This window comes from Saccharothrix longispora (assembly GCF_030852425.1).
Classification (GTDB): domain Bacteria; phylum Actinomycetota; class Actinomycetes; order Mycobacteriales; family Pseudonocardiaceae; genus Actinosynnema; species Actinosynnema longispora.
On record NZ_NSDM01000001.1, the window covers coordinates 642,054 to 659,110 of the forward strand.

The following is a 17,057-nucleotide window of genomic DNA, read 5'->3' on the forward strand; positions in this document are numbered from 1 at the left end:
GGGTTTCGTGGTTTGCGTCGCAGACGCGCGGTCTACCCCCAACCGCCGCCTACCGGAGATACGGTGATCGAGTGACGGGCAAGGGCAGAAACGGTTTCGACGACAGCAGGGTGCCCAGGCTCCTGCGCGTGAGCGCGGCGTTGAGCTGGCGGTTCGTGGCGGTCGTTGCCGCCCTGTACGTGGTGTTCCACGTCATCGGCTTCCTGGCGAGCATCGTCATCCCGGTCGGCATCGCGCTGCTGCTGGCCGCGCTGCTGTCGCCCGCGGTGACCCAGCTGAACCGCTCGGGCGTGCCGCGCGGGGTGGCCACCGGCCTGGTGCTGGTCGGCGGGCTGGCACTGGTGGGCGGCGTGCTCACGTTCGTCATCAGCGAGTTCTCGAAGGGCCTGCCGGACCTCCAGAAGCAGGTCGGGGCGAGCCTCGACCAGATCCGGGTCTGGCTGCGCGACGGCCCGCTGCACCTGAGCGACGTGCAGTTCCAGCAGTACGTGGACGACGTCGTGAAGACGATCCAGGACAACCAGGCCGACATCACGTCGGGCGCGCTGACCACCGCGGCGACCCTGGGCGAGATCCTGACCGGCCTGATCCTGGCGCTGTTCACGCTCATCTTCTTCCTGCACGACGGCGACGGGATCTGGCGGTTCATGGTCCGGATCGTGCCGCGCGACGTGCGCGACCGGGCGGACGTCGCCGGGCGGCGCGGGTTCTCCTCGCTCGTGTCGTACGTGCGGGCGACCGCGCTGGTGGCCGTGGTGGACGCGGTCGGCGTGGGCATCGGCCTGTGGATCGTGGACGTGCCGCTGGTGGTGCCGCTGTCGGCGCTGGTGTTCCTGGGCGCGTTCATCCCGATCGTCGGCGCGGTGATCACCGGCGCGGTGGCGGTCCTGGTGGCGCTGGTGGCGGTGAGCCCGGTGGCGGCGCTGATCGTGCTGGCCATCCTGATCGGCGTGATGCAGCTGGAGAGCCACGTGCTCCAGCCGCTGCTGCTGGGCCGGGCGGTGAAGCTGCACCCGCTGTCCGTGGTGCTGGCGATCGCCACCGGCCTGGTCGTCAGCGGGATCGCGGGCGCCCTGCTGGCGGTGCCGCTGCTGGCGGTGCTGAACTCGGGCATCCGGTCGCTGCTGTCGGAGTCGGACCGCGACGTGGAGCCCCGGGAGGTGGACGTGCTCGAACCGCAGGAGGGCGGCGCGGTGGACACGACCGGCGACCGGGTCGAGGACCTCGAGGGCGACGAGCGCCCGGGGCCCGACCACAGCGGCCTGCGGTAGGCCCGGCGCGTCGCGCTCTTCGGGTCAGGCCATCTCGACGAGGTTGCGGCCGCAGCCCTTGGCGGCCAGGAGCGCGGCGTCGGCCGCCACCAGCAGGTCGGGGAGTTCGTAGCCGAAGCGCTGGGTGGTGGCCACGCCGATGCTCACGGTGAGGCCGGTGAGCAGGTGCTCCCGGCCGTTGGTGTCCACCGTCGGCACGGCCAGGTCGGCCACGGCGTGCCGCAGGCGCTGCGCGACCGAGCGGGCCACGGCGGGTTCGGCGTCGGGCAGCAGCACGACGAACTCCTCGCCGCCGAAGCGGCCGACGAGGTCGCCCCCGCGCACGGTGCCGGACAGCAGCAGCGCGACGGCGCTGAGCGCGGAGTCGCCGGCGAGGTGCCCCACCTCGTCGTTGACCCGCTTGAAGTGGTCGAGGTCGAGCAGCAGCACGGCCATCGGCCGCCCGCTGCCGCGCGCCTTGGCGAGTTCGGCGCGGGCCCGGCCGTCCCAGTGCACGGCGTTCGCCAGGCCGGTCTTGAGGTCGCGCTGCGCGGACCGGCGCCAGTGCGGCAGCTGCGCGGCGCGTTCGAGCAGGGCCAGCGGCGGACCGGCCATCAGGGCGTGCACGGGGTCGGCGACGGCGGCGAACCCCATCAGGCCGCCGATGCTCACCGCGACGACGCCGAGCGTGGCGTCGATCGGCTCGCCGAGGACCTCCTCGCCGGGCGCGCGGGGGTTGCGCAGCTTGAGGCCGAGCGCGATGAGGCCGGCGCGCAGCACCAGCAGCACCGTCGCGCCGAGGACCAGCACGACGAGGTGGGTGTCGGGTTCGGCCCAGCCGATGGCGAACCGGGTGCCGAACACGGCCAGCGCGGTCGCGGACAGCGTGAACACCCAGCGGTGCGACTCGGGGCGCTGCGCCAGCACGCCGTGCAGCGCGGGCCCGAACAGCAGCAGGACGAGCAGGTTGCACGGCAGCGCGACCAGGCCCGCCGTGAGGTAGCACAGGTGCGCGGCCCACGGGTTGCGCTCGGTCTCGCCCATCCGGTGGCTGTGGATCGAACTGCCGATGACGACCGCGCCCGCGGTGCCCGCGATGGCCGCGAACCGGCCGATCTGGCCCGGATCGGGCTGCGGCGTGTCCGCGATCACGTACACGACGACGGCGAGGGCGCACAGGTCGACGAGCAGCCAGTAGGCCAGCGCGGGGCGCGGCAGCGTCCACAGTGGCCAGTGGCGCACGATCGACCTCCCTCGCCACGGGATGGCGCCCGACCACCCCCGACGGACCGGACGCCGCGGGTCACGCTCAGTGACCTCCCGGTCAGCCTTTCACAGATGACGATGGGGGAACAGACGGCCACCTGGGGGTTAGCCAGGCCACTCCGGCACGGCAAGATGGCGGCGAAGGGAGCACACCGTGCACACAAAGCCATCCGATCAGGTGCCATCGGCGCTGGAGGACCCGGTCGCGCACCTCTGGCGGGGAACGGTCGCGCTACGGATCGTGACGCTGTTGTTCGCCCTGGGCGCCGTGGTCATCCACCGCACCGGGTACGAGCGGCCGTGGCTCGCCTGGCTGGCCGTCGCGGTGATGGCGGCCTGGTCGGCGTTCACCATCCGGGCCTACAGCCGGGAGAGCGGCCGGCGGCCGTGGGTGGTCGTCGCGGACCTGGTCGTGACGTGCGGGCTGATGTCCCTGTCGCCGCTGATCCTGACCGACGAGCAGTTCCTGCTCAACGTCCCGCTGGTCACCACCATCTGGGCGTGCGGCCCCGCGGTGGCGGCCGGCGCGCTGGGCGGGCAGGTGGCGGGCGCGGCGTCCGGGTTCGTCGTCGGCTTCTTCACCTACCTCAACCGCGGCCTGGTGGGCGTCGACCTGGTGCGGGACGTGGTGCTGCTGACCGGCGCGGGCTTCGTGATCGGCATGGCCTCGTCGACGGCGCGGCGCACCTCGGTGCGGCTGGCCCAGGCGCTGCGGACCGAGGCGGCGACCGCCGAGCGCGAGCGCCTGGCCAGGTCGATCCACGACGGCGTGCTCCAGGTGCTCGCGCGGGTGCGCAAGCGCGGCCTGGAGCTGGGCGGCGAGGCCGCCGAGCTGGCCGAACTGGCCGGCGAGCAGGAGATCGCACTGCGGTCGCTGGTGGCCGCCGCGCCGAGCGAGTCCACCCTGGACGGCGACGCGGACCTGCGGCCGGGGCTCCAACTGCTGGTGTCGCCGAAGGTGCAGGTGTCCACCCCCGCCACGCAGGTGATGCTGCCCGCCGGGACCGCGCACGAGCTGATCGCCGTCGTGCGCGAGGCGCTGTCCAACGTGGACAAGCACGCGGGGCCGGGCGCGCGGGCGTGGGTGCTGCTGGAGGACCTCGGGGACGAGGTCGTGCTGAGCGTCCGCGACGACGGTCCGGGCATCGCCGAGGGCAGGCTGGCCTCGGCCGAGGCGGAGGGCCGGATGGGCGTCGCCCAGTCCATCCGGGGCCGGGTGGAGTCGCTCCGTGGCACCCTTGAGCTGCAGACGGGCCCGGGGGAGGGCACCGAGTGGGAGGTGCGGGTCTACCGATGAGCGTGACCGTGATGGTGGTGGACGACCACCCGCTGTGGCGCGACGGCGTCGCGCGGGACCTGGCCGAGCGCGGCTTCGAGGTGGTCGCGACCGCGGGTGACGCCGCGTCGGCGGTGCGCATCGCGCGGGCCGTGCGGCCCGACGTGGTGCTGATGGACCTCAACCTGGGTGAGACGACCGGTGTCGAGGCCACGACGATGATCACCGGGGCGCTGGCAGGCACGCGGGTGCTGGTGCTGTCGGCGTCCGGCGAGCACAGCGACGTGCTGGAGGCCGTGAAGGCCGGCGCGTCGGGCTACCTGGTGAAGTCGGCGTCCGCCGAGGAGCTGGTGGAGGCGGTCACCCGGACCGCGGCCGGCGACGCGGTGTTCACCGCCGGTCTCGCGGGCCTGGTGCTCGGCGAGTACCGGCGGATGGCCGCGAACCCCGACGAGCAGGACAAGCCGCAGCTCACCGAGCGGGAGACCGAGGTGCTGCGGTTGGTGGCGAAGGGCCTGACCGCGCGGCAGATCGCGACCCGGCTCGTCATCTCGCACCGCACGGTGGAGAACCACGTGCAGTCCACCCTGCGCAAGCTCCAGCTGCACAACCGCGTCGAGCTGGCGCGGTACGCGATCGAGCACGGGCTCGACGTCGAACCGGAGGGCTGAGCCATGACCGAGAGTCCCGACCCCAGGAACTTCCGCGTCTCCGACGCGGAGCGCGAGCACGTCGTCGGCCTGCTCCAGAAGGCCATCGGACGCGGGTTGATCACGCTCGACGAGTTCACCGAGCGCACCGACACGGCGCTGGCCGCCAAGACGCGGGCCGAGCTGAACGTCGTGCTGCTCGACCTGCCGGGCGTGGTGCACAACTCCGCGCCGGCGCCGACCTCGCCGATCGCGGCGGTGGAGCGGCAGGAGCTGAAGTCGACCATGTCCACGGTCAGCCGCAAGGGCACCTGGTCCGTGCCTCGGCAGCTCGTCGTGCACAGCCGCATGGGGTCGACGGAGCTGGACTTCCGGCAGGCGTCCATCCCGCACGCGGTGGTGGACATCGAGCTGGACGTGACCGCCGGCTCGGTGAAGCTGGTGCTGCCGGACGGCGCGACGGTGAACGCGGACAGCGTCGAGCTGGCCGCGAGCAACCTGAGGGACAAGGTGGGCACGGGCGTGGACGGGCGGCCGCACTTCGTGGTGCACGGCTCGGTGCGCGCGGGCTCGGTGGAGATCAAGAAGAAGCGGAGCTGGCTGCGGAACGCCTGAGGCCGCGCGATCGGGTGATCACCCGGGCCGGGGCCCGGGCGCCCGCGAGGCGTCGGGCAGGTGGACCGTCCGTCGTGCGGGAAGTCCCCGGTAGGCCCAGGATCGGGGTATGCGCTGCCTCGTCACCGGAGCGACCGGCTACCTCGGCGGACGGCTCGTGCCCCGCCTCCTCGCGGAGGGGTACGCGGTCCGCTGCCTGGTGCGCTCGCCGGAGAAGGTGCGGGACGTGCCGTGGGCCGACCGGGTCGAGGTGGTCAAGGGGGACGTGCTCGACCCGGCGTCGCTGGACGAGGCGATGCGGGACGTGGACGTCGTGCACTACCTGGTGCACTCGCTGAACGTCCCGGACTTCGCCGACGCCGACCGGCGGGCCGCGCGGAACACGGCGCGCGCCGCCGAGGACGCCGGGGTGCAGCGGATCGTCTACCTGGGCGGGCTGCACCCGCCGGGCGTCGTGCTGTCACCCCACCTGGCCTCGCGCAAGGAGGTCGGCGACGTGTTCCTGCGCTGCGCCGTGCCCGCGGCGGTGCTCCAGGCGGCGGTGATCATCGGGTCCGGGTCGGCGAGCTTCGAGATGCTGCGCTACCTGACCGAGCGGCTGCCGGTGATGGTCACGCCGCGCTGGGTGCACAACCGCGTCCAGCCGATCGCCGTGCGGGACGTGCTCCGCTACCTGGTGGGCGTCGTGCGCGCCCCGGCCGACGTGAACCGGACGTTCGACATCGGCGGGCCGGACGTGCTCACCTACCTGGAGATGATGCTGCGGTACGCGGCGGTCGCCGGGCTGCGCCCGCGCCGGGTGCTGCCGGTGCCGCTGCTCACCCCCGGCCTGTCGTCGCACTGGGTCAACCTGGTCACGCCGGTGCCGAAGTCGATCGCCACGCCGCTGATCAAGTCCCTGGTGCACGAGGTCGTGTGCCGGGAGCACGACGTCGAGCGGCTCGTGCCCGGCGGGACCACGGGGTACGACCGGGCCGTGGAACTGGCGCTGGCCAAGGTGCGCGACGCCGACGTGGAGACCCGCTGGTCGGGCGCCTCGGTGCCGGGCGTGCCGTCGGACCCGCTGCCGAGCGACCCGGACTGGTCCGGCGGCTCCTCCTACCGCGACGTGCGGGAGCAGGGGACCTCCGCCTCGCCCGAGCGGTTGTGGGAGGTGGTGGAGGGCATCGGCGGCGAGCACGGCTGGTACTCGTTCCCGCTGGCCTGGGCGGTGCGGGGGTGGCTGGACCGGCTGGTCGGCGGCGTGGGGCTGCGGCGCGGGCGGCGCGACCCGAGGCGGCTGCACGTGGGCGAGGCGCTCGACTGGTGGCGGGTGGAGGAGCTGGACCGGGGCAGGCTGCTGCGGCTGCGGGCCGAGATGCGGGTTCCCGGACTGGCCTGGCTGGAGCTCCAGGTCGTGCCGCGCGGGTCGGGGTCGACCTACCGGCAGCGGGCGGTGTTCGTGCCGCGCGGGCTGGCGGGGCACGTGTACTGGTGGCTGGTGTGGCCGTTCCACGGGCTGGTGTTCAGCGGCATGGTCCGCAACATCATCAGTGAAGCCGAACTTACGAGTGAATTCAGAAAGTCCTGATGGACTGCACAACCGCCCGGCGGCAGACTGCGCGCCATGAAGGCACTGGTCAAGGCGACCGCCGGGCCGGGACTGTCCCTGACCGACGTCCCCGACCCCACCCCCGGTCCCGGTGACGTCGTCGTCCGCGTGCTGCGGACCGGCATCTGCGGCACCGACCTGCACATCGACTCGTGGGACGAGTGGGCCGCGCAGAACATCCGCGCGCCGCTCGTCCTGGGCCACGAGTTCGTCGGCGAGGTCGTGGAGACCGGTCCGTCCGTGACCGGCGTGCGGGTCGGCGACCTGGTCAGCGGCGAGGGCCACCTGGTCTGCGGCACGTGCCGCAACTGCAAGGCGGGCCGCCGGCACCTGTGCGCCCGCACGCGCGGCCTCGGCGTGCACAGCGACGGCGCGTTCGCCCAGTACGTGGTGCTGCCCGAGCAGAACGCGTGGGTGCACCGCGCGCCGGTGGACCTGGACGTGGCCGCGATCTTCGACCCGTTCGGCAACGCCGTGCACACCGCGCTGTCGTTCCCGGTCATCGGCGAGGACGTGCTGATCACCGGCGCGGGCCCGATCGGCATCATGGCCGCCGCCGTCGCCAAGCACGCGGGCGCGCGCAACGTCGTGATCACCGACGTGAGCGAGCACCGGCTGGAGCTGGCGCGGGCGGTCGGCGTGGACGTGGCGCTCAACGTCGCCGAGCGGACGATCTCCGAGGCGCAGTCCGAGCTGGGCATGACCGAGGGATTCGACGTCGGCATGGAGATGTCCGGCAGGCCGATCGCGCTCCAGGAGATGATCGGCAACATGACCCACGGCGGCCGGATCGCGATCCTCGGCCTGCCCGCCGAGGAGTTCGCCGTGGACTGGAGCAGCGTGGTGCTCAAGATGCTCCACATCAAGGGCGTCTACGGCCGCGAGATGTTCGAGACCTGGTACTCGATGTCGGTGCTGCTCCAGGGCGGCCTGGACCTCACGCCGGTGATCACGCACCGGTTCGACCACACCGAGTTCGACAAGGCGTTCGCGACGGCCCGCGAGGGCAAGTGCGGCAAGATCATCCTCGACTGGACGGGAGCTCACTAGATGTACGGCGCGATGCGCGACGACCTGCGGGCGGGCCTGGACGAGATCCGCGCGGCGGGCCTCTACAAGGCGGAGCGGGTGATCGGCACCCCGCAGAACGCGGCCGTGCGGGTGGGCTCCGGCGACGAGGTGCTGAACTTCTGCGCCAACAACTACCTCGGCCTGGCCGACCACCCGGTGCTGGTCGGGGCGGCGCGGGAGGCGCTGGACCGGTGGGGCTTCGGCATGGCGTCCGTGCGGTTCATCTGCGGCACGCAGGAGCCGCACAAGGAGCTGGAGCGGCGGCTGTCGGAATTCCTGGGCACCGAGGACACCATCCTCTACAGCTCGTGCTTCGACGCCAACGGCGGCCTGTTCGAGACTCTGCTGGGCGCCGAGGACGCGATCATCTCCGACGAGCTGAACCACGCGTCGATCATCGACGGCGTGCGGCTGTCGAAGGCCCGGCGGTACCGCTACAAGAACCGCGACCTCGACGACCTGGAGCGGCAGCTCCGGGACGCCGCCGACGCCCGGTACCGGATGATCGCCACCGACGGCGTGTTCTCCATGGACGGCTACCTGGCCCCGCTGGACGCGATCTGCGACCTGGCCGAGCGGTACGACGCGCTGGTCATGGTCGACGACTCGCACGCCGTGGGCTTCACCGGCCCGAACGGCCGGGGCACGCCCGAGCTGTTCGGCGTGCAGGACCGCGTCGACATCGTCACGGGCACGCTCGGCAAGGCGCTGGGCGGCGCGAGCGGCGGGTACACGTCCGGGCGGGCGGAGATCGTGGAGATGCTGCGGCAGCGGTCGCGGCCCTACCTGTTCTCCAACTCGCTGGCCCCGGCCGTCACGGCCGCCGCGATCGCCGCGCTGGACCTGCTCAGCACGTCCGGCGAGCTGCTGACCAGGCTGCGGGAGAACACCGCCCTGTTCCGGTCGCGGATGACCGAGGCGGGCTTCGACCTGCTGCCCGGCGAGCACCCGATCATCCCGGTGATGATCGGCGACGCGGCGGAGGCCGGTCGGATGGCCGACCTGCTGCTGGAGCGCGGCGTCTACGTGATCGGCTTCTCCTACCCGGTGGTGCCGCACGGCAAGGCGCGCATCCGCACCCAGATGTCGGCGGCCCACTCGACCGACGACGTGAACCGGGCGGTGGACGCGTTCATCGCGGCGCGCGACGCCATGTGACCTACCGCTTCTTCGCGCCCCGGATGCCGCCGGACACGACCAGGACGAGCAGGCCCACGGTCGCGATCACCTTGCTCGGCAGGTGGCCGACCTCGGGCCGGTTCGGTGCGCCTTCCGTGCCCATGTCCTCTTGGTACACCCGCTGACCAGGGCTCGCACGACCGGGCGTCACCGACGAGGATGGGCGGGTGATCGACCCACGACGGCTGCGGGTGCTGCGCGCGCTCGCCGACCACGGCACCGTGACGGCGGCGGCCCGGGCGCTGCACCTCACGCCGTCCGCGGTGTCGCAGCAGCTCGCCGCCCTGGAGTCGGAGGTCGGGCACGACCTGCTGCGGCGGCGCGGGCGGCGGGTGTCGCTGACCCCGGCGGGCGAGCTGCTGGTGCGGCACGCCAACGCGGTCGCGGCGGAGCTGGAGCGGGCGCAGGCGATGCTGGCGGCGTTCGACGCGGGGGAGACCGGCCGGGTCGAGGTGGGCAGCTTCGCGTCGGCGATCACGCAGGTCGTGGCCCCGGCGCTGGCCGCGCTGCGGGTCCGCGCGCCCGGTGTGGTGCTGCGGGTGCGGGACGTGGAGGGGCACGCCAGCGTGCCGCTGCTGCTCGACGGCGAGATCGACCTCGCGATCACCGAGGAGTACCGGCTGCGCACCGACGACCGGCGGCTGACCAGGTTCCCGCTCTACACCGAGCCGTTCGACGTGGTGCTGCCGCCGGCGCACCCGCTGGGTGGCCGCGCCGAGGTGGACCTGGGCGACCTGGCCGACGAGGACTGGGTCGTGACGCTGCCCGGCAACCCGGTGCGGGACGTGGTCGAGCTGGCGTGCGAGCAGGCGGGGTTCGCGCCGCGCATCGCGCACGCGTCCGACGACTTCTCGGCGATCGGCGCGCTGGTCGGGGCCGGTGCGGGCGTGGCCCTGGTGCCGCGCGGCGCGGTGCGGGGCGTGCCGGTGCGCGGCGCGGCCCCGTTGCGGCGGGTGGTGGCGGCCGTGCGAGCGGGGAGCGAGGACCACCCGCTGATCAAGCTGGTCCGCGAAGCGCTGCATCACCCGGCCGGGACGTACTCCGACTCGTAGAGCCGGACCACGTCCTCGGCGTGGTCCGCGTGGTAGGTGTCGATCTCGCCGTCCTCGTCCGGGGTCGCGAGGAACGCCTGGTAGAAGCCGTCCGGCAGGGAACGGGCGCGGAGCTGCTCCAGCGCCCACGGGCGCAGGCCCGCGGTGTCGCACCGGGCGCGGTGGCCACCGTCTCGCACCACGGCCAGGTCCCGCCGATGCCCCGCATGCGGCACAGCACGTACGTGTTCATCCGCGTAAGATCTACAAAGTCATGCTGATCGGACTAGTCGCTCGATGGGGTGGTCCGGGTCTGCTGCAAGACTGCCGCGCGTGCCGGGAACCGATCCGCCCACGCTGAGCCCGACCGTCGGCCGCCGGTGGCTGGCCCAGGAGATCCGCCGCCTGCGCGAGGCGGCCGGGTTGAAGCAGACCGACGTGGCGAAGCGGCTGCGCTGCAACCCGACCAAGATCACGCACCCGGAGAGCGTGCGCACGCCGGTCGGCGGGCCGGACCTGGAGGTGCTGCTGCCGTTCCTCGGGGCGCCCGCAGAGCGGGTCGAGTGGTACCTGCGGGTCTGCGACCTGGCTCGGGAGAAGGGCTGGTGGGACGGCGACCGGTCCATCCCCGACTGGTTCTCGCTGTACGTGGGGCTGGGGGCCGGGGCGAGCGAGATCCGCTGCTGGGACACGGGGTACGTGACCGGCCTGTTCCAGACCGCCGCCTACGCCACCGCCCTGCTCGACAACCCCGGCGCGGTGGAGGCCAGGCTCCGCCGCCAGGAGGCGCTGCGGCGCGACGACCCGCTGGTCGTGCACGCGATCCTCGACGAGGCGGTGCTGTGCAGGCGGATCGGCGGCGCCGGGGTGATGCGTGGCCGGCTCGACCACCTCGGAGCGCTGGCCGGGCTACCCGGCATCACCATCCAGGTGATGCCCTTCGACGCCGGGGGGCACAGGGGGCACCTGGGGTCGTGCAAGTGGCTCGGGTTCCCGCAGGAAGGTGACCCCGGGGCGGTGTACCTGGAGAACCAGTTCGGGGGATGGTTCCTGGAGAAGCCGGAGGAGGTGGCGGTCTTCCAGGCCGATTTCGCCGCCTCGGCCGCACTCGCGCCCTCGGCGGAGGACAGCGCCGCCCTGATCGCCGAACGAGCGGAGGAAGTGCGATGAACTGGCGCAAGAGCAGCCACAGCGGCCCCAACGGCGGTGATTGCGTGGAGGTCGCGCACGCCGTCGACGTGACCGGCGTGCGCGACTCCAAGGAACCCGGGGCCGGCGTGCTGGTGTTCGGCACCGACGCCTGGTCCCGCTTCCTAGTGGGGCGCGCGGGCGGCGACCTTCGCTGAGGCCGGGTCGGCCGCCGCCACGGCGCCCCGCGCGGCGAGCTGGCACAGGTCGAAGCTGGTGGTCGCGAGCTTCGCGCCCACGCCGGCCAGCGCGGTGTGGTTCATCGACAGGCTGGTCACGCCGAGCCCGGTCAGCACGCACGCCAGCAGCGGGTCCGCCGCCGCCTCGCCGCAGACGCCCACCGGCTTGCCCAGTTCGGTGCCCGCGTCGCCGACGAGCTCGACCAGGCGCAGCAGCGCCGGCTGCCACGGGTCGTTCAGCGCGGCGACCGCACCCACCTGCCGGTCGGCGGCGAAGACGTACTGGGCCAGGTCGTTGGTCCCCAGCGAGACGAAGTCGACCACGGCCAGGATCTCCCGGGCGGCCAGCGCGGCGGCCGGGACCTCGACCATCACGCCCGCCCGCCGGATGCCGGCGGCACGGGCGCGTTCGACGAACCAGGCGGCCTCGGCGGCGGTCGCGACCATCGGGGCCATGACGGACACGTCGGCGCCGGTGTCGGCCGCAGCCAGGGCGATGGCGTCGAGCTGGCGGGTCAGCACGTCGGGGCGGTCGAACGCGACGCGCAGGCCGCGCACGCCCAGCGCCGGGTTGGGCTCGGGGTCGGGGGAGAGGAAGGCGAGCGGCTTGTCCGCGCCCGCGTCCAGGGTCCGCACGACCACCGGCTTGCCCTCGAACGGCGCGAGCACCGCCGCGTACGCCTCGCGCTGCTCCTCCACGGAGGGCTCGGTGCCCGCCGACAGGAAGCAGAACTCGGTGCGGAACAGGCCGACGCCCTCCGCGCCGGCCGCGACTGCGGCGACCGCGTCGGCGGGCGAGCCGACGTTGCCGAGCACCTTGACCCGGTGGCCGTCGCGCAGCACGCCCACGCCGTTCCACTCGACCCGGCCCTGGACGTGCGCGGCGCGGACCGTGCCGTCGGACAGCTCCACGACGCCCGTGTCGCCGTCCACGAGGAGCGAGTCGGCCGTCAGGTCGAGCACGCCGCGGCACGCGACGACGGCCGGGATGCCGAGCGAGCGGGCCAGGATGGCGGTGTGCGAGGTGGGGCCGCCCTCCTCGGTGACCAGGGCGAGCACCTTCGACGGGTCGAGGCCCGCGGTGTCGGCGGGTGCGAGGTCGCGGGCCACCAGGACCGACGGCGACGCGAGGTCGGGCACGCCGGGCGCGGGCACGCCGAGCAGTTCGGCGACCAGTCGGTCGCGCACGTCGCGGACGTCGTGGGCGCGTTCGGCCATGTACCCACCGGCGGCTTCGAGGGCGGAGATGAACCCGGCGGCGGCCTGGTGCACGGCACGCGCGGCGGGCAGCCCGTCGCCGGTCACGACCTTCTCGGCCTGGGCGAGCAGCGCCGGGTCGGCGGCCATGGCGGCGGTGGTCTCCAGGACGGCCTTCGCGTCACCGGTCGCGGTGGCGGCCCGTTCCTCCAGGTTGGCGACCACGCGTTCGGCGGCGGGCCGGATGCGGGCGGCCTCGGCGGCCGGATCGGCGGGCGCGGGCGTCGCGGGTGGTTCGCCGAGCGGCTCGGCCACCCGCACCACGGGGCCGGAGGCCCTACCGGAACTGACCCCGACACCGCTCAGCCGCGCGCTCGACATGGTCTAGACCATACCCTTCGGGTCGACGTGACGTAAGGACGAGCCAACGCCACGGCGCGGCCCGCCGCCACCCGAACCGCCGACCGTTCACGCGGCGTTGACAGGGCTACGGCGCGGGCGTGCGGAACACGAGGTACGCCTGCGGACCGCCCTCGACGTGGCCGGGCTCGCGCACCAGCCGCGCGGACTCGACCAGGCCCGCCCCCGCGGCGACCTCGGCGACGGCGTCCGGCTGCTGCCAGTAGATCCGGAGGTCGAGGCCGTCGTGGCCGTAAGCGCTGGTCCGGTGGCGGAGCCGGTCACCCGCCTTGAACGCCACCAGCAGGTGACCGCCCGGGGCGAGCACCCGCGCGAACTCGGCGAACACCACCGGCAGCACCTCCGGCGGCGTGTGCACGATCGAGTACCAGGACACGGCTCCGGCCAGGCAGGCGTCGGGCAGGTCGAGCGCGGTCATCGTGCCCACCTCGAACCGCAGGCCGGGGTGGGCCCGCCGCGCCACCTCGACCATCCCCGGCGACAGGTCCACCCCGAACGCGTCGAGGCCCAGCCCGGCCAGGTGCGCCGTCACCTGCCCCGGTCCGCACCCCAGGTCGGCCACCCGGCCGCCGGCCGGCACGAGCCCGGCGAACGCGCCCAGCATCGCCCGGTCGTACGGCATGGTGGCCAGCGCGCCCGCGACCAGCTCGAAGTAGTCCTCGGCGACGGTGTCGTAGGACGCGCGGGTGGACGTCAGGTAGTCGGTCACCCGCAGGACCCTAGCGAGCGAGCGAGCCGCTGCCGCAACCACCGCAGCGCGTGCACCCCTCGCGCCCCCCCTGGAACGCCCGCAGCGACGGCGGCCCGGGCGGCGGCGGCAACCGGGAGTCGTGCACGAAGAACCCGGTGACGGCCGCGTGCACCCGCTCCCGACTCGTCGGCGACCCACGGCACGGCGGGCGTGCGAACGGGCACGTCCTCGAAGACCGGCACCACCCGGTCGCCGTCGTCGTGCGACCACGGCGACCGCGGCCCCGGCACCACCGGGGCGACCCGGGGCTCCGGTCCCGTCCTCGACGGCGGCGCGCACCGGTCCCGCCGACGTCGGCGCGGGTCACCCGGTTCTCAGCCGGTCGACCTCGGCGCGGGTCGGGTAGGACGGCTGGGCGCCCGCCGACGTCACCGACAGCGCCGCCACCCGCGCGGCGAACGCGGCGGCGTCCACCAGGGACGACCCGGCGGCCAGGCCGGCCGCCAGCGCGCCGGCGAACGCGTCCCCCGCGCCCGTCGTGTCCACCGCGGACACCGGTGGGGCGGCGACCTCGACCACGCCCTCCCGCGTCACGACCGCCGCGCCGCGCGCGCCGAGGGTGACCACGGCCGAGCGCGGTCCCAGGTCGAGCAGCGCCTCGAACGAGGGGGCCAGGGAGGCGGCCTCGTGCTCGTTGACGACCAGCGGGTCGAGCAGGGCCAGGGTCTCCGCCGGCACCTCCACCACGGGGGAGAGGTTGAGCAGCGGCCTCGCCCCCCGGGAGGCCGCCGCCGCGACCGCGTGCGCCACCGTCGGCACGGGCACCTCCAGCGAGCACACCAGCACCGCGACGCCGTCCCAGGTCAGGGCGTCGACGTCGGCCTCCGACACGTCCGCGTTGGCGCCGGGGGCCACGACGATCGAGTTCTCGCCGTCCGGCGTCACCGTGATGTACGCGACGCCGGTGGGGCGTCCGGACGTGCGGAGGTGTCCGGTCCGCACCCCGGAGGAGGCGAGGGAGCGGCGCAGCAGCTCGCCGTGCCGGTCGTCGCCGACCGCCCCGGCGAACGACACGTCCGCGCCCAGCCGGGCGGCGGCGACCGCCGTGTTCGCGCCCTTGCCGCCGGGCAGGACGGTGGTGTCGCCGCCCAGCACCGTCTCGCCGGCCGCCGGGCGGCGCGGCACGGGGACGACGAGGTCTGCGTTCGCGGAACCGAGCACGAGGACCGTCATGCGTGGCAGCCTCCCACTCCCGGGCGCACCCGGCGGGTCGTCCGGTCCGGTGCGGTTCGGTGCGCGGGTTGAGTAGAGGTACGGATGTCGGATACACCCGATCGGGACGATCCTGGTCACATGACCGGGACCGGGCACGACCCCCTGATCCGACTGGCGGACGAGCTGTCGCACCTCGGCCGCCGCCTCGAAGCGGTGGGCCGGGAGCTGCACCGCGTGGGTGACGACCGCGCCGTGGCCACGCTGGAGCGGCCCGCCGACGCGGCACGCGCCGGGACCGCCGACGCCGGGACCACCGACGCGGCGACCACGCGCGCGGAAACGCCCGAGCCGAAAGCTCCCCGGGTCGAGAAGGCGGAGGTCGAGGCGCCGCGCGTCCAGCCGCCACCGGGCCGGCCGCCGGTGCAGCGGCAGCCGGTCCCGCCCCAGCCGGTTCCGCCCCAGCCGATCCCGCCCCAGCCGGTCCGGCCGCCCTTCCAGACCGGGTCGATGCCACCGCCACCGCCACCGCACCCCGGCCACGGCTGGGGCCCGCCGCCGCAGTGGACCCCGCCGCCCCCGCGCCGCTCGCTGTTCGACCGGCTGAGCCAGGACGGCGCGGGCAGCAAGCTGCTCGCCTGGGTCGGCGGCGCGGTCACGCTGCTCGGCGTCGTCATGCTGCTGGTCCTCGCCGTCCAGCGCGGCTACCTGGGCCCGCTGCCCCGCGTCCTCGGCGGCGCGGCGCTCGGCGGGGTGCTGGTCGGCGTCGGCCTGTGGCTGCACCGCACGCCGGCGGGACGCACGGGGGCGTTCGCCCTGGCCGCCACCGGCATCGCGGTGCTCTACCTCGACGTCGTCGCCGCCACCTCCATCTACTCCTACCTGCCGGAGGGCGGTGGGCTCGCGGCCGGGCTGGTCATCGCCGCCGGCGGCCTGCTGCTGGCGGCGAAGTGGGACTCGCCGGTGCTCGCGATCGGTGTGGTGGCGGCGTGCGCCGTGTGCGCGCCGATCCTCACGGCGGGCTTCACGCCGCTGCTCGTCGGCTTCCTGCTGGTGCTGAAGACGGCCGCGACGCCGGTGCACCTCAAGCGCGCCTGGCCGTGGCTCGCGGTCACCGCGGGCGTGCCGCCGCTGGTCGCGACGGTGCTGGTGATCGGCCGCACCGACCAGCACGTGCTGGCGGCGATCGCGCTGCTGGCCGCCGTGGTCGGCGTGGCGGGCGCGGTGCTGACCGCGCGCGTCCGGCCGGACGACCTGACGGCGCTCGCGCTGGCGGTCGGCTCGCCGGTGCCCGCCCTCCTCACGGTGTCGGTGCTCGACCGGCACCTGGGCGCGGCGGTCGCCGGTGCGGTGGCGCTCGTGCTGCTCGCCCTGTGGGCGGTCGGCCGCCGGAGCCTGCCGCGCGCCTTCACGGCGGGGATCGGCGCGGTCGGCGTGTTCGCCGCGTTCCAGGCGACGGCCGTGGCGCTGGACGGCGGCACGCGCGCCGCCGTGGTGCTGCTGGAGGCGCTGGTGCTGGCGGTGTCGGCCAAGCTGCTCGCCTCGCGCGGCCCGCTGATCGGGTCGGCCGCGTTCGCCGCCGTCGGCACGCTGCTCACGCTGGCCCACGCCGTGCCGCCGGAGCTGCTGCTCGACGAACCGCGCCGGGCCGCGACGGTCGGGTTCCTGGTGTCCGGGGTGCTGACCGCGCTGGTGCTGGGCGTGCTGGCGGTCGTGCTGCCGTGGGTCGCGTCGGGCCTCGGCGTGCTGGGCAGGCACCCGCTCCCGTGGGTCGTCGCCGGGGTCGTCCTGCTGTACGCGGCGGCGGGCGTGGTGCTGTGCGGCGCCCTGCTGGTGTCACAGGACGTCACCGGGTTCGTGTTCGGTCACTCGGTCGTGACCGTGTCGTGGACGGTCGCCGCCCTGTTCCTGCTGGTGAAGGGCATCGACCGGCGGGCGGTGCGGGTGGCGGGGTTGGTGCTGGTCGGGGCCGCGGTGGCGAAGCTGCTGCTGTTCGACCTGGCCGCGCTGGACGGCATCGCGCGGGTCCTGGCCTTCATCGGGGCGGGCCTCGTCCTCCTGACGGCGGGTACGCGTTACGCCAAGTTGGTGGCAACGCGACGAATTTCGGCTGATTCGTAGCTCTCGGGAGCCAAAACGCCGCGCGCTGCGTCAACCTGGTGGTAGTTCTACGTCGTCGGGGTTGGGCCACCGGTGCGCGAGCACCGGCTGGAGCCCGGCGTCGGTCGTTTCGCCCCCCGA

17 protein-coding genes are annotated in these 17,057 nt (G+C 74.3%); 11 read left to right on the top strand and 6 right to left on the bottom strand.

Annotation, left to right across the window (positions count from 1 at the left end; all coding sequences use genetic code 11):
• Positions 1-71 precede the first annotated feature (71 nt).
• Positions 72-1,271 carry an AI-2E family transporter gene (locus tag CKY47_RS03310; protein WP_306744090.1) on the top strand — a complete coding sequence of 400 codons (1,200 nt, stop codon included), beginning with the start codon at positions 72-74 and terminating at the stop codon, positions 1,269-1,271.
• A 24-nt stretch (positions 1,272-1,295) separates the two neighbouring features.
• On the opposite strand, the gene CKY47_RS03315 is transcribed toward CKY47_RS03310, so the two are convergent.
• Positions 1,296-2,492 carry a GGDEF domain-containing protein gene (locus CKY47_RS03315; protein ID WP_306744091.1) on the bottom strand — a complete coding sequence of 399 codons (1,197 nt, stop codon included), beginning with the start codon at positions 2,490-2,492 and terminating at the stop codon, positions 1,296-1,298.
• A gap of 202 nt (positions 2,493-2,694) precedes the next feature.
• Here CKY47_RS03315 and macS point away from each other — a divergent pair, with 202 nt between their 5' ends.
• The 6 genes from macS (at position 2,695) to CKY47_RS03345 (ending at position 8,877) form a co-directional block, all read left to right on the top strand.
• On the top strand, positions 2,695-3,813 hold the full coding sequence (macS, locus tag CKY47_RS03320; RefSeq protein WP_306744536.1) for a MacS family sensor histidine kinase: 1,119 nt from the start codon (positions 2,695-2,697) through the stop codon (positions 3,811-3,813).
• A complete protein-coding gene (locus CKY47_RS03325) occupies positions 3,810-4,463 on the top strand; it encodes a response regulator (protein ID WP_306744092.1) in 654 nt (217 codons plus the stop codon). Before macS ends, CKY47_RS03325 begins: the two co-directional genes overlap by 4 nt.
• Before the next feature lie 3 nt (positions 4,464-4,466).
• Complete coding sequence (locus CKY47_RS03330; RefSeq protein ID WP_306744093.1) at positions 4,467-5,057, top strand: DUF1707 SHOCT-like domain-containing protein; 591 nt, start codon at positions 4,467-4,469, stop codon at positions 5,055-5,057.
• Positions 5,058-5,166: 109 nt separating this feature from the next.
• Complete coding sequence (locus tag CKY47_RS03335; RefSeq protein WP_306744094.1) at positions 5,167-6,627, top strand: SDR family oxidoreductase; 1,461 nt, start codon at positions 5,167-5,169, stop codon at positions 6,625-6,627.
• Between the two features lie 36 nt (positions 6,628-6,663).
• The gene (gene tdh / locus CKY47_RS03340; RefSeq protein WP_306744095.1) at positions 6,664-7,698 is read left to right on the top strand and encodes an L-threonine 3-dehydrogenase; all 1,035 of its coding nucleotides are present in this window, start codon (positions 6,664-6,666) and stop codon (positions 7,696-7,698) included.
• The gene (locus tag CKY47_RS03345) at positions 7,699-8,877 is read left to right on the top strand and encodes a glycine C-acetyltransferase (protein ID WP_306744096.1); all 1,179 of its coding nucleotides are present in this window, start codon (positions 7,699-7,701) and stop codon (positions 8,875-8,877) included. It abuts the gene before it with no gap.
• A 1-nt stretch (position 8,878) separates the two neighbouring features.
• On the opposite strand, the gene CKY47_RS03350 is transcribed toward CKY47_RS03345, so the two are convergent.
• Positions 8,879-9,001 carry a hypothetical protein gene (locus CKY47_RS03350; RefSeq protein WP_306744097.1) on the bottom strand — a complete coding sequence of 41 codons (123 nt, stop codon included), beginning with the start codon at positions 8,999-9,001 and terminating at the stop codon, positions 8,879-8,881.
• Between the two features lie 64 nt (positions 9,002-9,065).
• Between CKY47_RS03350 and CKY47_RS03355 the strand changes: the two genes are divergently transcribed.
• Entirely contained in the window at positions 9,066-9,950 is an 885-nt protein-coding gene (locus tag CKY47_RS03355; protein WP_306744098.1) for a LysR family transcriptional regulator, read from the top strand.
• Here the strand turns inward: CKY47_RS03355 and CKY47_RS03360 are convergent.
• Positions 9,920-10,132: a hypothetical protein gene (locus CKY47_RS03360; protein ID WP_306744099.1), complete on the bottom strand. Its 213-nt coding sequence runs from the start codon at positions 10,130-10,132 to the stop codon at positions 9,920-9,922. The genes CKY47_RS03355 and CKY47_RS03360 overlap by 31 nt on opposite strands.
• Before the next feature lie 130 nt (positions 10,133-10,262).
• On the opposite strand from CKY47_RS03360, the gene CKY47_RS03365 reads away from it, so the two are divergent.
• Positions 10,263-11,099: a helix-turn-helix domain-containing protein gene (locus tag CKY47_RS03365; RefSeq protein WP_306744100.1), complete on the top strand. Its 837-nt coding sequence runs from the start codon at positions 10,263-10,265 to the stop codon at positions 11,097-11,099.
• The gene (locus tag CKY47_RS03370; protein WP_306744101.1) at positions 11,096-11,275 is read left to right on the top strand and encodes a DUF397 domain-containing protein; all 180 of its coding nucleotides are present in this window, start codon (positions 11,096-11,098) and stop codon (positions 11,273-11,275) included. The genes CKY47_RS03365 and CKY47_RS03370 overlap by 4 nt, the downstream gene beginning before the upstream one ends.
• Here the strand turns inward: CKY47_RS03370 and ptsP are convergent.
• The 3 genes from ptsP to CKY47_RS03385 form a co-directional block, all read right to left on the bottom strand.
• On the bottom strand, positions 11,243-12,874 hold the full coding sequence (gene ptsP / locus CKY47_RS03375) for a phosphoenolpyruvate--protein phosphotransferase (RefSeq protein ID WP_306744102.1): 1,632 nt from the start codon (positions 12,872-12,874) through the stop codon (positions 11,243-11,245). The two genes, CKY47_RS03370 and ptsP, sit on opposite strands and share 33 nt — an antisense overlap.
• A gap of 106 nt (positions 12,875-12,980) precedes the next feature.
• Positions 12,981-13,622 (bottom strand): class I SAM-dependent methyltransferase, encoded by a 642-nt coding sequence (locus CKY47_RS03380; RefSeq protein WP_306744103.1) that lies wholly within the window; start codon positions 13,620-13,622, stop codon positions 12,981-12,983.
• A gap of 345 nt (positions 13,623-13,967) precedes the next feature.
• Positions 13,968-14,837 carry a ribokinase gene (locus tag CKY47_RS03385; protein WP_306744104.1) on the bottom strand — a complete coding sequence of 290 codons (870 nt, stop codon included), beginning with the start codon at positions 14,835-14,837 and terminating at the stop codon, positions 13,968-13,970.
• A gap of 120 nt (positions 14,838-14,957) precedes the next feature.
• Here CKY47_RS03385 and CKY47_RS03390 point away from each other — a divergent pair, with 120 nt between their 5' ends.
• Entirely contained in the window at positions 14,958-16,937 is a 1,980-nt protein-coding gene (locus CKY47_RS03390) for a DUF2339 domain-containing protein (RefSeq protein ID WP_306744105.1), read from the top strand.
• The last annotated feature ends 120 nt before the right edge of the window (positions 16,938-17,057 follow it).

Excerpts from the sequence above, each read along its gene's own strand:
- CKY47_RS03385 (WP_306744104.1), bottom strand. The coding sequence starts at position 14,837 with ATGACGGTCCTCGTGCTCGGTTCCGCGAACGCAGACCTCGTCGTCCCC.
- CKY47_RS03350 (WP_306744097.1), bottom strand. The coding sequence starts at position 9,001 with ATGGGCACGGAAGGCGCACCGAACCGGCCCGAGGTCGGCCACCTGCCG.
- CKY47_RS03330 (WP_306744093.1), top strand. The coding sequence starts at position 4,467 with ATGACCGAGAGTCCCGACCCCAGGAACTTCCGCGTCTCCGACGCGGAG.
- CKY47_RS03325 (WP_306744092.1), top strand. The coding sequence starts at position 3,810 with ATGAGCGTGACCGTGATGGTGGTGGACGACCACCCGCTGTGGCGCGAC.
- ptsP (WP_306744102.1), bottom strand. The coding sequence starts at position 12,874 with ATGTCGAGCGCGCGGCTGAGCGGTGTCGGGGTCAGTTCCGGTAGGGCC.
- CKY47_RS03390 (WP_306744105.1), top strand. The coding sequence starts at position 14,958 with ATGACCGGGACCGGGCACGACCCCCTGATCCGACTGGCGGACGAGCTG.
- CKY47_RS03345 (WP_306744096.1), top strand. The coding sequence starts at position 7,699 with ATGTACGGCGCGATGCGCGACGACCTGCGGGCGGGCCTGGACGAGATC.
- CKY47_RS03335 (WP_306744094.1), top strand. The coding sequence starts at position 5,167 with ATGCGCTGCCTCGTCACCGGAGCGACCGGCTACCTCGGCGGACGGCTC.
- tdh (WP_306744095.1), top strand. The coding sequence starts at position 6,664 with ATGAAGGCACTGGTCAAGGCGACCGCCGGGCCGGGACTGTCCCTGACC.
- CKY47_RS03370 (WP_306744101.1), top strand. The coding sequence starts at position 11,096 with ATGAACTGGCGCAAGAGCAGCCACAGCGGCCCCAACGGCGGTGATTGC.